Consider the following 14287-nt stretch of genomic DNA (forward strand, 5'->3'; position numbering starts at 1 on the left):
TATCAATATACTAAAAATCAGGATAAGAACAGGCGAATGCAATTTAATCAAACATTCCTTTTTCTTTTTCGATAAACTCGGGCCGGTGCAAACTAAGCCCCAACGCCTTGTTCAACTCATCCACAACGTAGTCGCAAAGCTCGGGCGAATAGCGCTCGTCGTGCTGGTGCATGAAGAACCATACCGATTGCAGGCCCTGTTCCTTCCAGTCTTTAATTCGGGCCACCCAGTCGTCCACACGTTTGTAGTCGGTTTTATCCAGGCTATTACCCACAAAGCGGATAAAGGCGTGCGGTGTTGGCAGCTCCATGTGTACGCAATCCCGGCGACCGGCGGCGTCGGTTATTACTGCGCCAATGTTTAATTCGTGCAGGGCATTGAATAGATTATCGCGTATTTCCGGTACAGCATACCATTCTTTATGCCGAACCTCGACGAATACCGGCACATCTTTCGGCAAATGTTCCAGATAAGCTTTCAGTTCGGGAAAACTTTTGGGAGTATAGTTGTCGCCTACCTGCAAAAACAGCGGCCCAAGCTGGTCGCCAAAAGCCATGATGCCGTTGTAGTATTGCGTAGTCAGTTCGTCGGCATTTTTTAGCCTGCGGATGTGTGTAATGGATTGAGAAAACTTCGGGCAAAATTTAAACCCTGGATTTGCGGCCGCTTTTTCCTTCCATTTATTGATCGTTTCCGGCCCGTACACCTGGTAAAAGGTGGCATTCAATTCAATGCAGTCGAAATGCTTTACGTATTCGTCCAGGAAATTTGCTTCTTTGGTCTTAGGGGGATATATCTTTCCAAGCCACTCCTTTCTTCCCCATTTGGCGCAGCCCACATGCACCTGTAGTTCACCAGTACCTTTGGCAGCTTTTAACGTCTTGACGGTAAGCTCCGGGTCGGCCGGAAGAGTGAAATCGATCAATGCTAATTCGTGGGGGTCAACGCGGCCAAATTCCATGTCAGATAATTTTGAAGCAAGTTAATATTTACCACCGAACCCCTGAAAACTTTCCGTCAAAAAATGATGGCTACCTCCGGAAAAGCAATACAAAATCGTCCGCCAGTGTACGGCAGGTGTTCGCTTACGGAACAATAGCGCATTTTCGTAAAATTTTTTCTTATTGATTATCAGTACTTTACAAAACAGGTATCAATTTTGGCATAGGGGTGTAAACGATCAATAATTAAAACAAGAATTAAAAACATTAAATAAAATGAAATCCTCAATACTAACTCTCGCAATTGCTTTATCAGTTCTGCTGGGTGCAAGCCAGGCTGCATCTGCTGCAACACCAGATAAAGAAGCAGTAACTACTTTAAACCAGGTTGGTCCCATCAACAAGATAGAAGTGCACGGCAACGTGGAGCTTTATGTATCCTACGGTGCCGCCGACCAGGTAAAAGTTTATAACAACTACTACGCCGAAAGCGCTATGGTGCAGGGCCAGGACGGTGTGCTGCGCATAGCATCATACAAGGATCAGAAACTAGTAGTTTGGGTTAGCGCTGTCAACCTGCAAAAACTGTCGATGTATGATGCTGCAGTGGTGAAATCATTCGGCAAGTTGTCTGCACTTGAACTGGATGTAAACTTATATGATCATGCATCGGCCCAGTTAAATCTTGACGTATTTGCAGTTGATCTTAAACTAAACGGTCATGCTAAGGCCGATCTGTCAGGTTCAGCTTATAATGCCAATCTGCGCTGCGAATATTCGGCTACGCTGAATTATGCAATGCTTGACAGCGAACATTTGGTAAAAAAGATGAACCCAGATTATTTAAACGCTGACAAGAGCCTGGTAGCTATACAATAATTCATTTCTCTTTCAAAGCAATGGGTATGGAGTTTTAACCTCTGTACCCATTTTTTTTGCATGATTATTTGATTTATAAAAATAAAGTATCTAAACTTGCGTAAGTACTTACGTAAATAAATAAAAATGGAATTTTACAACAAGGTTGGCAAAATGGCAATAGGTTCGAGGCTAAGGGGGTTGAGCGATATGATAACCACTGATGCCGCGCAACTGTACCACATTTATGGGGTGGATATACAGCCCAGGTGGTGGCCGGTATTTTATGTACTGACGCAAACCAACGAAAACTCGATAACCGTCATCGCACGCGAGATAGGGCAAAGCCATGCCTCGGTAAGCCAGGTTGTGCGTGAAATGGTGAAATGTGGTTTTGTTACCGAACGCAAGAACAAGCACGACCAGCGTAAAAACTTTGTATCGTTAACCGAAAAAGGAAAGGCAGCAGCTATGAAATTGAACGACCAGCACGAAGATGTTTCGGCGGCTATCAACCAGGCTTTCAGCGAAAGCCAGTACGACCTGTGGAAAGCCATTGAAGAATGGGAATATTTACTGGAGCAAAAGAGCCTGCTGCGCCGGGTACAGGAGGAAAAAAAGAAACGTGAAGGCGGCAAGGTGGAGATCATTAACTACACTCCAGAACATAAACAGGCTTTTAAGCAACTGAATGAAGAATGGATAACCCAATACTTCCGGATGGAGGAGTCGGACCATAAAGCGCTGGACCATCCCGATGAATACATCATCGATAAAGGCGGGCATATTTTTATGGCCGTTTATGAAGGTGATGTTGTGGGCGCCTGTGCCATTATCAAAATGGACGACAAAAAATACGAACTGGCAAAAATGGCGGTGTCACCCAAAGCACAGGGCAAAAGCATCGGCACACTGCTTGGTCGCGCTTGTATTGACAAGGCGAAAGAACTTGGCGCCGATACCGTTTACCTGGAAAGCAACACCATGTTAAAACCTGCCATCAATTTATACCTAAAGTTGGGTTTCGAAAAAATAACAGGTCCGCCGTCACCTTATGAACGGTCGAATATACAGATGGAATTGAAGGTGTGAACCCATCCTTTCCGTGAGACTCACCTCCTGCCCCCTTTCTGCTGCGCAAAGAGGGTGTCTTTTTTTGTTTAGGGTAACCGCTAAACCCTCTTTATCGCTTGCGATAGAGAGGGTGGCCCAGCGTAGCGCCGGCCGAGTGAGTCAACTCGCAAAGCGGCGTGCCGACTCACCCCCTACCCCCTCTCTGCTGCGCAAAGAGGGGGTCTTTTTTGAATTCAGGAAAATATAAAAACCTCCTTATCCAATTAGCTGATCACTAATCTCTGATCACCAATTAACAAATCACTACCCTACAAATTCATACCACCCGATGCCTCGATACGCTGGGCGTTGATCCAGCGGGCATCTTCGGTACAAAGGAAGGCGGTAATGCCGCCAATATCATCGGGCATGCCGGGGCGACCTAAAGCCGTTATTTGTGATACCCGTTCCTTCATCCCCGGGTTGGAAAAAGCTTCGCTGGTAAAATCTGTTTCGATGATACCGGGCGCGATAACATTGGCCGCTATTTTCCTGGGCCCAAGCTCTTTTGCCAGGTAGCGTGTAAACACTTCGATCGCCCCTTTCATAGAAGCATAAGCAGCATACCCGGGTGTCGAGAACCGGGCTAACCCGCTGGAGAAATTGATGATCCGGCCGCCATCGGCAATAACCGGCAGCAGTGTTTGGGTTAAAAAGTAAACCCCTTTAAAGTGCACGTTAACAAGGTGATCAAAATCTTCCTCGGTAGTTTTGCCAAACGGCGATGGGGCATTAATACCGGCATTGTTTACCAGGAAATCGAAATGCTCGCTACCCCATTTTTCTTTTAATAAAGCAGTAAGCTGCTGCGAAAAAGCTTCAAAAGATCTGATCATGCTTGTATCAAGCTGAAGGGCCGCCGCCTTTTGGCCGGTGCGCTCAATTTCGGCCACTACTTCTTCGGCTTCGTCCTTTTTGCTGCGGTAGGTAATAATAACATCGATACCTTTTTTTGCAATATGCATGGCAGCGTTTTTGCCCAGTCCGCGGCTGCCGCCGGTTATGAGCGCTATTTTAGTTGTTTGTTCCATTTTTTTTATCGTTTAAAACGATACAAAGTTCCGCTTTAAACAACGCCCGGGCATGGTGACTGTTTCAGAAAAAATGGTGAGCAGTTCAGTTTTTTAGTGAATGGTCAATGGTGAATAGTGAATGGTCAATGGTGAATAGGCAGTTGTTGAAAGGATATGGATTCACTGCTGACTATCCACTATTGAACTAACAAATACCTCTTCGCGGTATTGTTTTGGGGTAATATCTTCAAAACGTTTGAAGAACTTGGTAAAATTGGAGGGGTCGAAAGTTAATTTGGCGGCTATCTGTGCTACAGGGGTATTCGTTTCGCGCAGCATAAATTTGGCGATATCCATTATTCTTGCTTCGAAAAAGCTGCATGGTGACTTGCCTGTGGTCAGTTTGATGGTATTGCTCAGGTGCGTAGGGTGAATATGCATGATATCGGCAATATCCCTTATCTCGTACATATCCAAAGCGCGCCCCTCTATAATATCGGCCAGGTGCTTATCAACTTCCTTCAGAAAATCAGAAGTGATCTCGTGCTGGCGCGATAATATTTTTTGAGGGATCTTAGTAGGCATGATTTTATGGCTTTTCTTTTCTGCAATTCCGTAAAATATCAAAAGCAATAGAATCGCTTTTTTTATCGTCCAAGACTCGCAAACTATCCCATGAATCTACATACATTTCGCGGAACTTGTAGTGATCTTCATCAACTCCATTTACCGCTCCGGAACCACCTGTGCCGCCCAAAAATACTGCGATTTTATTTCGTTTGGGCTTATGGGGATTTTTCTCAATAGTGTATTCTTCATTAAAATCCCGCTGAACAAGCATATCTAACTTCGATGTTTTCCGCCCATTTGAATCAACAACGTAATATTGCTGATCGATAATTCCTGTTTCCAATGGATTTTTTATGATCATGATGCCGTTTTGCGGGATATGATAAATGTACCTGCCATCTATCTTTTGAAGTTGCTGACCACAGGGTTCACCATAATAAAGTGTAATTTTGCCCCTGAAATTTTGGGGAATAAGAAAAGTTTCAGGCGTCATGTGTTCCGACGCAAAATAGACAAAAAGCCAAAAGCCCGGTAGCCAAAAGATAATTGGTAACAGTGTAAATAACACCTTGGTCCGTGTGCTTCTTTTTGATATAAATATTAAAACAACACCTGTCAAATAAATTAAAGGAGTACCAAATAGCCACAAATACGGCATCAAAGAAATTAAATACCCTAAAGCAATTAATACTACTCCAGGAACATAAAATTTATCTTCCCTTTTGGGTGGCGCATCCATTAAATTAATACAATAAGAAATTCTTACACAATAACCTTTGTAAACTTAGGCGGCACCCTCTTTTTCGATGCCTGCTCGTATGCATAACCCAGGGTAATGATGCCTGCCTCGTCATAAGCGGTGCTTACAAATGACAAGCCGATAGGCAGCTCATCAAAATAACCCATAGGCACGGTGATATGCGGGTAACCTGCCATAGCGGCCGGACCAGAGAATGAATAGCCATTGTCATAATCGCCGTTTACCAGGTCGATACAGCAGGCGAAACCATTGGTAGGTGCTATAATGGCATCAAGTTTATTATCCTGCAATATTTTATCAATCACGCTTCGGGTAATGGTGGTCGTATTTTTCACTGCTTCCAGGTATTCCTTTTCGTTCAGGCCACCTTTCTTTTGCGCCAGTTCCAATGTTTCCTGTTTAAAATAAGGCATAGCTTTCGCTTCGTTCTTTTTGTTGAATTCGATCACATCAGCCAGTGTCTTCATTTTACCGTTCGCGTTGCTGAGATAAGCGTTCACCCCATCCTTAAATTCATAAAGCAGTACGGTGAACTCGTCTTTGCCGGCTTGTTTGATGTTGTGATAAACCTCCACCTCTACTATAGTCGCGCCTTTGCTTTTCAGCAGGGTTATTGCCTCGTCAAACAGTCCCTTCATAAAAGGGCTGATTTCCATGGCAGATTTTTCTACCCCAAGCCGTTTTCCTTTTAGTCCGTCGGCGTCCAAAAATTTTGTGTAGTCAGCGTGAGCTTTATCCTTACCGGCCAAGGTATATTTATCTGCCGTATCAACGCCTGCAAGTGCTCCCAATAATATAGCGGCATCCTTAACTGTACGTGCCATCGGTCCGGCTGTGTCCTGCGTTTTGGAGATAGGGATGATACCTGAACGGCTCCATAAACCTACAGTCGGCTTAATTCCCACTAATCCGTTTACCGATGAAGGCGAAACTATCGACCCGTCTGTTTCGGTACCTATCGCGATAGCGCACAGGTTAGCCGAAGCCGCTGAACCCGACCCCGCGCTTGACCCGCTCGGGTTACGGTCGAGGATGTAGGGGCATTTGGTTTGGCCTCCCCTGCTGCTCCACGCGCTGGTTGAGTGTGTCGACCGGAAATTGGCCCATTCACTCAGGTTGGTTTTTCCCAATATAACAGCCCCCGCCTCGCGTAGTTTATGCACAATAAAGGCATCCTGTTTGGCAAAGTTGCCCTCCAGCGCCAGCGCACCCGCAGTCGTCATCATATTATCACCGGTGTCAATGTTATCTTTTATCAGCACCGGTATTCCGTGCAGCGGTCCGCGTACCTTTCCGTTTGCGCGCTCTTTATCCATAGCATCGGCCATGTTCAACGCATCAGGATTTACCTGTATCACCGAATTCAGCTTAGGCCCCGCTTTATCAATAGCATCTATCCGTTTAAGGTATTTCTCCGTTATCGATCTCGAAGTGTGTTCCTTAATGCGCATTTTCTGCTGAAGCGTGTCGATGGTCACCTCGTTCAATTCAAAATCGTCAAGGGAAACGTCCTCACCCCCGCTGCTTTTCTTGTCGGTTGTAACCGTGTTACAGGATGCGGCGACCAGCGTAGTGATACCGGCTATGGACCCGGTTTTTAAAAAATCTCTTCGTTGCATATTGATCGTATAATGTAGAATAAACCCGTTACAAGTAACGGATTTTTGGAGAATTAAACAACGACACTATATCGCAGGCGAAGCGCTGTAAGCTTTCCACAATTCGTCCACCGTTTTTCCGGTCAATTGTTTCCAGCTATTGTCGGTGTAGGTATGCTGGCGCAATTGCGCGTCCAGCGTTTTAACCATGCCGGGTTTTACCTTGGCTTCTATCCACGCCAAAAAGCGCGCTGTAATACGGTAGGCATTATCATAATTTTGGGTCGGTTTAAAATCGGGCAGGGTCCATTTGGCAGCCGGATTGTTTATGCCGAATTTGTACCGGGCAAAATCTGCAATGCCTTCGGTAAGCCAGCCCGGGCCCACGCTTTCGCCGTAATCCTGCACAATGTGCATTACCTCGTGGGTTATCACGTCAATATCTTCCGGGCGCTTATGCATCCATGCCGCACTGATGGTTACCTTGCCATTATCCGTTTCGGCCACACCTTTATAAGCCGTGTCTATCACTATGGTCACTTCCTTCAGCGTATTGGGATTATACTCCTTTGCCAGTTCTGGATAAACTTTGTAAAACGTATTGATCATGCGTTGCTGCAAAGCCTTATCAAGCGTAGCATCCTGGTTAATAAAGGTTATCTTGTAGCCACCTTTGTCTATCACCTGCATTTGCTGCGCCTTTGCGGCTAACGCGATAGCAAGAATTGAAAGCGTTAAGATTATGTTTTTCATAAAAAAGAGTGAGTGGCAAATATAATTTTTGAAATGGTTGCGGATTGTAAAATTAGCATATACAGTGGGGCAGTATCGGCTACTTAGCGAAAAAGGCTTACTTTTACGGCGGGATTTCTCCCTTTATCCATGACAGACATCAACTTACTATATTCCCAGGCAGTAGTGCTGCTGCAGCAACTCATCATGATACCGTCGTTCAGCCGGGAAGAGGCGCTTACAGCCGACCTGATAGAAAAATATTTAAGCGATAAGGGTGTGGAAACCCACCGCAAAATGAATAACATCTGGGCTTTCAACCTGCATTTCGATGAATCGAAGCCCACCATATTGCTTAACTCGCACCACGACACGGTAAAGCCGAATTCGGGCTACACCCGCGAACCATTCGACGCAAAAATGGAAGACGGCAAACTTTACGGTCTTGGAAGTAACGACGCCGGCGGCTGCCTGGTATCGCTGATACATACCTTCCTGTATTTTTATGAGCGGGAAGATCTGAAGTATAATTTTTGCCTGGCAACTACAGCGGAGGAGGAAATATCCGGTGTAAATGGCTTGGAATTGATCATACCCGACCTTGGTCACCTCGACTTTGGCATCGTGGGCGAACCAACGCTGATGCAGCTGGCTATAGCTGAAAAAGGATTGATGGTGCTTGATTGCGTGGCTCATGGTAAATCGGGGCATGCAGCGCGTGAGGAGGGTGTAAACGCCATTTATGAAGCGATGACGGATATAGAATGGGTCCGTACCTACCGTTTCCCGAAAGAATCGGAAGTATTTGGACCGGTGAAGATGTCGGTTACGGTTATCAATGCGGGCTCACAGCATAATGTAGTACCTGCAAGCTGCAATTTTGTGGTGGATGTAAGGGTGACGGATGCTTACCGCAATGAAGAAGTACTGGAGATCATACGCCGGCACGTGAAATGTGAAGTAACGCCACGTTCTATCCGGCTGAAGCCTTCGAAGATTGATAAAGATCACCCGATTGTGCAGGCGGGTATAGCTTTGGGCCGCACTACTTATGGCTCCCCTACTACCTCGGATCAGTCGCTGCTGGATATACCATCGTTGAAGGTAGGCCCCGGTGATTCGGCGCGCTCGCATACGGCGGATGAGTTCATCTACCTGGAAGAGATAAAGGAAGGCATTGAGTTGTATATCAAAATGCTGGAAAGTATTGTTTGATTTACAGGTTACAGTTCGTAATTTCGATGGCAATTCAAATTATACCTGGCCTTAAATATGAAAGCCCTTGTTTACCTGCTAACTGTAAGCCTGCTTTGCACAGCATCCCGCCAGGGCCATACTATCGATCTTTACGATTCATCGGGAACCGCAACCGCGTATATTGATGATTACCTGACCGATAAGGTTATCTATTTATGGGATGGAAAACCGGTAGGTTACCTGCATCAAAATTTCAATAATACCGATGTATATGGTTTCAACGGGAAACATTTGGGCTGGTTTGAAGGCGGGGCTTTAAGGGACAATAGCGGGTATGTTATAGTAGGGACAAAAGAGGCGCTGGGGCGAACGATAACTACCGGAGAATCATTGAAAAGCTTAAAAGATACACCGCCTGAAAAGAAATATAGGGAACAGGAACCTTCAAAACCTTATTTTAGCACGTTGCCTGCTTCTGTAAATCCGCGCGATTATTTGCTTGGCGGCCTTGTAAACTGACTACCGGGAAACGTCAATTATTACGCTATATTTGGTAACAATTAACCTTTCCATCAATCCAATACCTAAACAATAAAGAAAATGGACCACACATTTGTTACCACCAGCACCAGCCTGGAAGGATATAAAATAACCAAACAACTGGGCCTTGTGCGCGGCATTACCGTACGCAGCCGCAGTGCGTTGGGCAATATTGCAGGCGGCTTTCAATCGCTGTTTGGCGGCAGGCTTTCTATTTATGTCGAGCTTTGCGAGAATGCCCGCGAAGAGGCATACCAGCTAATGCTGCAGCACGCCAACGTTATGGGCGCCAATGCCATCATCAATATGCGTTACGACGCGAACGAGGTAATGCAGGGTATTACCGAAGTTTTAGCCTACGGTACAGCGGTTGTTGTAGAACCTGCTTAAATTAAAATTTGAGTGGCGGCAGCAGACTTTTTTATTGCCGCTGCCACTTAACAGTCAAAAAAGAGGAGACAGTAACCTCGCCACCTTTTCGGGAAATTGCCGCATAAACGGACGGCGTTTCCAGGTGGCGGGGTTTATTTTTTTGGCATCCTTAATGTCATCGTAAAAAACGTTCCGCAACTCTTCCGCGGTAGCGGTATCATAGATCATGCTGTTCACCTCAAAGTTAAGCTCAAAACTGCGATGATCCATATTGGCGGTGCCGACTATGCATAGCTGCCCGTCGGATACCATCGTTTTGGCGTGAACGAAGCCTTTCTGATACATATAGATCTCCACGCCGGCGTCGAGCAGTTCACCGTAGTATGAACGGGCAGCGGCGTTGACCAGGCCCGAGTCCGACTTATCAGGTACCAGTATTTTTATTTTAACGCCGCTCATCGCCGCCACGTGCAGGGCATCCATTATGTTACTGCCGGGGATAAAATACGGCGTTGTGATAAGCAATTCCTTTTCGGCAAGCCCGATGGTTTGAGCCATCGAGAACATTAATGAGGGAAAGTCTGAATCGGGGCCGCTGGCGGCAATTTGTACCGTGGCTTTACCACCGGTAACCGGTTGCGTGCAAAAAAAGTCTTTTTCAAGCTTCAAACGCTTGCCCGAACAAAAGTTCCAGTCGCAGATGAAAAGATATTGGAGGTAATACACACCCGGCCCTGCGATCTTTACGTGTGTATCGCGCCAAAAAAGCTGGCCGGGTTTATTCACATACCGGTCGCTTACATTAATACCTCCTGTAAAACCTACACAACCATCAATAATAATGATCTTACGGTGGTTGCGATAGTTAACACGGTTGGCCAGTAATATAAAATGAACCTTGTAAAACGGATAGGCCTGCACGCCTGCATCCTTCAGTTCATCAACAAGTTCGCGGCGGATAGACCGGCTGCCAAAATCATCATAGATAAACCTTACATCAACGCCTTCCCGGGCCTTCAGGACCAGCGCATTTTTTATCTCCTCCCCTATGTTGCCGTCTTCAAAAATGTAATACTGGATATGGATATGATGTTTTGCGTTTTTAATGCACTCCAGTACTTCGGGGAATTTATTTTCGCCATTGATCAAAAGCTTTACCTGGTTACCACCGGTGAGCGGACTCATGCCATCATTAAGCAGGTACAATGCCAGCTTTTTATGTTTTTGAATAGCAGGTTCATTCGTATCCCAGGCTTTTTCCGATTCCAGCCTTACCTGTTCGCGCAGCCTTTCACGCGCCGATTTATCCGTAACGATCTTTTTATTATACAGCTTCTCCTTGCGGTAGCTGATGCCGAAAGAGAAATAAATAGCTATCCCGATAACAGGCAGAAAAACGGTTACAAGCAGGTAAGCAACAGCTTTATCGTTCGACCGCGTATCGTAAATAATACGCAGGCATACAGCAACAACTATAATTATATAGATAACGGCGCCTATGAGCACCCAATCGACCAGTTCGGTTAAGTTGGATAAATGTTGAGCCATATTTCAGCTGTATAAAGGTTACAGCGTCAAATTGTTTTCGCCGGGTTTTAACGGGTAAGTTTTTCCTTTCCAAACCAGGTTACCCGGAGTTCCGGCGGGCAGGTTTACCGCTATCTTCCAGCTGCCGCCCTGCTTATCGTACCGTGCGCTTACCGTGCCTGCCGGGTGTGGTATAGAACCGCTAATATGCGTTAAGTTGCCTAAATGCGGCTCTATCTTCACCTTCTTAAAGCCGGGCGCGGCGGTCTCTATCCCAAGCACCGTCCTGAACAGTTCGATGTTCGGGCTCGAACCCCAGGCATGGCAATCGGAGCGCGAGGCGCTGATGTCCGACATTTCGGCCCAGGTGGTCATGCCCATTTTGATGTTCTCGCGCCAGATGTCCAGCCAGTTCACATAATCGTTACCCATACCGGTTTTCACCAGCGCCTGGTAAACGTAATATTTAAAATAGATGGAGGCTTGCACCAGCGAAGTATCTGTCAGCATTTTACCGCTGATAGCTTTTGCCTGTTCCGGCGTTGCGGCCCCGCTTAGTATAGCCAGGGCATTGGCATGTTGCGAAAAAACATCCTTTTCGGGCCTGTCGGCATAAAGGCCCCTGGTTTCAACCCAATATTTGCTGCGGATGGTTCGTTTCAGCTGTTCTGCCAGCTTTTGATATTTTGCGGCAAACTCTTTGCTCCCTAACGCGGCTTCCAATTCGGCTGCGGTTTGATAGGCCCAAAGCAACTGCATATCCAATACGGACGAGTTGCCATTGGCCCCAATCGGCGCCACGCCGGCATCCCAGCCTTTGCCATTGGCCCAGTCGGTAAATTCCCAGTATGGTGCGTTTTTTAAGGAGCCGTCGGGCTGCTGGTATTTTCCAAAAAAATTGAGCACCTGTTCCACACCCGGAAGTTTATCGGTCACAAAACTGTTATCATTGCGGTACATATAATAGTCATGTATCATGGCTATCCACCACAGGGAAAAGGTTGGTATCTGCTGTGGTATGGCCGTAGGGTAACGGCTTTGCGTGATGCCTTCGGCCAGGCGCGAATGGTCGAGCAGGGTTATTGCATTTCTTCCCAATTTATCGTCGCCACTGTCGTAATATGATACCATGGCCTGTATGCGGGTATCGCCCACGTATTGTAATTGTTCGTAGTATGGGCAATCCATATAGGTTTCCCAGGAGCATAGTTTAGCCGTGTGCCAGCCGATCTGGAGGATGGTATCCAGCTGTTTATTTTCCGATTCAAATTCGGCTTTGTACTGAAAGGGATATCCGGTGGCCGTTCCGTAAATGTCGTTGATCAGTAATGGCTCGTCTTTTGTTTCTACTATCAGTTGCAGGTAACGATAAGTGCGCCAGTTAAACGGCGTAAATTCCTGTTTGTCGCTCCCATCGCTTATGAGGCTATCTTTACGACCGACGAAACGTTTCCCTTCTATCTCATTCCTGTTCCCCTTGCGTTCCTGGGCGCGCCAGTTTTTGTTGCCGGGTTCAATGATATACAGGCCTTCGGCATAGCTCATGGATATGCCTGCGTCCTTCCCCCTGCTGAAAACAATGGTGGGGTAAGCATTTGTCAGGTAGGTTTGATCGAGCAGTATGGTTGCTTTGGTGTTAGCCGGGATGGTAACCGGGTTTTGCTCCGATGGAAAAGTTGCCGGTAAACTGACGCCCGTTGCCCGGCGCATGGCTTTCAAGCGCTGCGGTATCATTTCCCTCGCGGCTATGGGCGAGGGCACCAACATCCAGCCATCATTAAACGACATTTGCCCCTTGGGGCCTCCTACAGCCATTTGGTTAGCCTGCTGCCAGGCGCTGTCATCAAACCCGGCCGACTGCCAGTTCTTTGGCTGACGTTTCATATCCACTAATTCGCCGGGACCGGCAACATAGTAGCTGTAAATTAACTCGACGGGAAGCGGGGTGTAAGCGGTATCGCGCAGGCATTTCCAGCTTTTGTCGGTGTTCACCTCCTCTTCAGCCGACGTTGCACCCTGCAAAATGAAGCCCGTGCCGTACGACATCTGCGCAGCGGGTTTCCACGAACCTTCATTCGCCACAACAGCGCTTATTACATTTTGCCCTGCAACCATGTAAAACGCCAGGTCGACGGTTTCATAATTCCAGAAATAAAAATCGCTGCGTGCCGGGCCGACCGAAACCAAATGTCCGTTCACATAAAGCTTATAGCGGTTATCGCCCGACACAAAAACTTTATAGCTGGCGGGTTTATTTTCCAGGTTCACAACTTTTCTAAAAAGGCAAACCTGGTAGTCTGGTGCGGGGCCCGGCACATTTATCCAATGCGCGTTCCATCTTTTGGGGTTGATGGTATTTTTTTGGGCGATAGCGATGTTCGCAAAAACAAGAAAGCACAGCAGGGTAGCCGCAGGGAATGTAGCTTTAAACTTCATGGCAATGGTTTATAGCTGAAAGATAGAAAGTTTTTTCGCCAAAGTGTAAATCTCAGGCCAGCCTGTCAAAAAGAGCGGTCGGCAAGCCATCCAGGCTGACGCGGTTCTTTTCTTTTTTATAGGTCTCCAGCCCTTCGGGGCCTTTGGCGGCAGCCCATTTTTGGGCATGGTCGCGTTCGCCCATATATTCATACAGGGGCACGCTGAAACCGCAGGAAGTTTGCACTTTATCAATTTCGCCGACGATGATCTGCCGTGTGGCAAGTTGCAGCTCAAAAAGTGCCGACAACTCTTCCCATTCCGCATCGCCCGGCAGTACAGTGTACCCCCTGCCGTATAACCGCAAAATATTCGGCGGCCCTTCATAGGCGCAGAACATCAACGTGAGCCGCCCATTCTCCATTACGTGTGCCGATGTCTCGTTACCGCTGCCTATAATGTCCATATAGGCTACTTTATTGGCAGATAATACCCTGAAACTGTCAATTCCTTTCGGAGAGAGGTTTACATGCCCTTCGGCGCTCAGCGGGGCACTGGCTACAAAAAACATCTTTTGTTTGTCGATAAAATCGCTATGCTGCGGAAGAATACTGTCAGAAAATTTGGCCATATACAAAAAAATGGGTGACA

Annotated in this window: 14 protein-coding genes; 5 read left to right on the top strand and 9 right to left on the bottom strand. The window is 46.7% G+C overall.

Annotated elements, in window-relative coordinates; genetic code table 11:
• Positions 1-43: 43 nt before the first annotated feature.
• The gene (locus tag VL525_RS00780; RefSeq protein WP_325382278.1) at positions 44-961 is read right to left on the bottom strand and encodes a DUF72 domain-containing protein; all 918 of its coding nucleotides are present in this window, start codon (positions 959-961) and stop codon (positions 44-46) included.
• 256 nt (positions 962-1217) lie between these two features.
• Between VL525_RS00780 and VL525_RS00785 the strand changes: the two genes are divergently transcribed.
• Together VL525_RS00785 and VL525_RS00790 are read left to right on the top strand one after the other, a co-directional pair.
• Complete coding sequence (locus VL525_RS00785) at positions 1218-1820, top strand: GIN domain-containing protein (protein ID WP_325382280.1); 603 nt, start codon at positions 1218-1220, stop codon at positions 1818-1820.
• 126 nt (positions 1821-1946) lie between these two features.
• Positions 1947-2891 carry a helix-turn-helix domain-containing GNAT family N-acetyltransferase gene (locus VL525_RS00790; protein WP_325382282.1) on the top strand — a complete coding sequence of 315 codons (945 nt, stop codon included), beginning with the start codon at positions 1947-1949 and terminating at the stop codon, positions 2889-2891.
• Positions 2892-3181: 290 nt separating this feature from the next.
• On the opposite strand, the gene VL525_RS00795 is transcribed toward VL525_RS00790, so the two are convergent.
• From VL525_RS00795 to VL525_RS00815, 5 genes are all read right to left on the bottom strand, one after another.
• Positions 3182-3943: an SDR family NAD(P)-dependent oxidoreductase gene (locus tag VL525_RS00795; protein ID WP_325382284.1), complete on the bottom strand. Its 762-nt coding sequence runs from the start codon at positions 3941-3943 to the stop codon at positions 3182-3184.
• 162 nt (positions 3944-4105) lie between these two features.
• Positions 4106-4510 (bottom strand): AraC family transcriptional regulator, encoded by a 405-nt coding sequence (locus VL525_RS00800; protein ID WP_325382286.1) that lies wholly within the window; start codon positions 4508-4510, stop codon positions 4106-4108.
• 4 nt (positions 4511-4514) lie between these two features.
• A complete protein-coding gene (locus tag VL525_RS00805; protein ID WP_325382288.1) occupies positions 4515-5234 on the bottom strand; it encodes a DUF6843 domain-containing protein in 720 nt (239 codons plus the stop codon).
• Positions 5235-5257: 23 nt separating this feature from the next.
• Entirely contained in the window at positions 5258-6874 is a 1617-nt protein-coding gene (locus tag VL525_RS00810) for an amidase (RefSeq protein WP_325382290.1), read from the bottom strand.
• A 66-nt stretch (positions 6875-6940) separates the two neighbouring features.
• On the bottom strand, positions 6941-7606 hold the full coding sequence (locus tag VL525_RS00815) for a basic secretory protein-like protein (protein ID WP_325382292.1): 666 nt from the start codon (positions 7604-7606) through the stop codon (positions 6941-6943).
• 129 nt (positions 7607-7735) lie between these two features.
• Between VL525_RS00815 and VL525_RS00820 the strand changes: the two genes are divergently transcribed.
• The 3 genes from VL525_RS00820 (at position 7736) to VL525_RS00830 (ending at position 9712) form a co-directional block, all read left to right on the top strand.
• Positions 7736-8800, top strand: coding sequence for a M20 family metallo-hydrolase (locus tag VL525_RS00820; RefSeq protein ID WP_325382294.1), 1065 nt, complete (start codon positions 7736-7738; stop codon positions 8798-8800).
• Between the two features lie 57 nt (positions 8801-8857).
• Positions 8858-9301, top strand: a complete 444-nt coding sequence (locus VL525_RS00825) for a 4-fold beta flower protein (RefSeq protein ID WP_325382296.1) — start codon at positions 8858-8860, stop codon at positions 9299-9301.
• Positions 9302-9382: 81 nt separating this feature from the next.
• Positions 9383-9712, top strand: a complete 330-nt coding sequence (locus tag VL525_RS00830) for a YbjQ family protein (protein ID WP_325382298.1) — start codon at positions 9383-9385, stop codon at positions 9710-9712.
• Between the two features lie 54 nt (positions 9713-9766).
• Here the strand turns inward: VL525_RS00830 and cls are convergent, their stop codons facing one another.
• From cls to VL525_RS00845, 3 genes are read right to left on the bottom strand one after another with little or no spacing between them, the layout of a single operon-like run.
• Positions 9767-11242: a cardiolipin synthase gene (cls, locus tag VL525_RS00835; protein WP_325382300.1), complete on the bottom strand. Its 1476-nt coding sequence runs from the start codon at positions 11240-11242 to the stop codon at positions 9767-9769.
• Between the two features lie 18 nt (positions 11243-11260).
• Entirely contained in the window at positions 11261-13657 is a 2397-nt protein-coding gene (locus VL525_RS00840; protein ID WP_325382302.1) for an alpha-L-rhamnosidase C-terminal domain-containing protein, read from the bottom strand.
• Positions 13658-13709: 52 nt separating this feature from the next.
• Positions 13710-14267 carry a pyridoxamine 5'-phosphate oxidase family protein gene (locus VL525_RS00845; RefSeq protein WP_325382304.1) on the bottom strand — a complete coding sequence of 186 codons (558 nt, stop codon included), beginning with the start codon at positions 14265-14267 and terminating at the stop codon, positions 13710-13712.
• Positions 14268-14287 lie beyond the last annotated feature (20 nt).

Source organism: Mucilaginibacter sp. (assembly GCF_035492695.1).
Classification (GTDB): Bacteria; Bacteroidota; Bacteroidia; order Sphingobacteriales; family Sphingobacteriaceae; genus Mucilaginibacter.

Coding starts and splice junctions, on each gene's coding strand:
- VL525_RS00790 (WP_325382282.1), top strand. CDS start 1,947: ATGGAATTTTACAACAAGGTTGGCAAAATGGCAATAGGTTCGAGGCTA.
- VL525_RS00805 (WP_325382288.1), bottom strand. CDS start 5,234: ATGGATGCGCCACCCAAAAGGGAAGATAAATTTTATGTTCCTGGAGTA.
- VL525_RS00845 (WP_325382304.1), bottom strand. CDS start 14,267: ATGGCCAAATTTTCTGACAGTATTCTTCCGCAGCATAGCGATTTTATC.
- cls (WP_325382300.1), bottom strand. CDS start 11,242: ATGGCTCAACATTTATCCAACTTAACCGAACTGGTCGATTGGGTGCTC.
- VL525_RS00820 (WP_325382294.1), top strand. CDS start 7,736: ATGACAGACATCAACTTACTATATTCCCAGGCAGTAGTGCTGCTGCAG.
- VL525_RS00840 (WP_325382302.1), bottom strand. CDS start 13,657: ATGAAGTTTAAAGCTACATTCCCTGCGGCTACCCTGCTGTGCTTTCTT.
- VL525_RS00825 (WP_325382296.1), top strand. CDS start 8,858: ATGAAAGCCCTTGTTTACCTGCTAACTGTAAGCCTGCTTTGCACAGCA.
- VL525_RS00815 (WP_325382292.1), bottom strand. CDS start 7,606: ATGAAAAACATAATCTTAACGCTTTCAATTCTTGCTATCGCGTTAGCC.
- VL525_RS00795 (WP_325382284.1), bottom strand. CDS start 3,943: ATGGAACAAACAACTAAAATAGCGCTCATAACCGGCGGCAGCCGCGGA.
- VL525_RS00780 (WP_325382278.1), bottom strand. CDS start 961: ATGGAATTTGGCCGCGTTGACCCCCACGAATTAGCATTGATCGATTTC.
- VL525_RS00830 (WP_325382298.1), top strand. CDS start 9,383: ATGGACCACACATTTGTTACCACCAGCACCAGCCTGGAAGGATATAAA.
- VL525_RS00810 (WP_325382290.1), bottom strand. CDS start 6,874: ATGCAACGAAGAGATTTTTTAAAAACCGGGTCCATAGCCGGTATCACT.
- VL525_RS00785 (WP_325382280.1), top strand. CDS start 1,218: ATGAAATCCTCAATACTAACTCTCGCAATTGCTTTATCAGTTCTGCTG.
- VL525_RS00800 (WP_325382286.1), bottom strand. CDS start 4,510: ATGCCTACTAAGATCCCTCAAAAAATATTATCGCGCCAGCACGAGATC.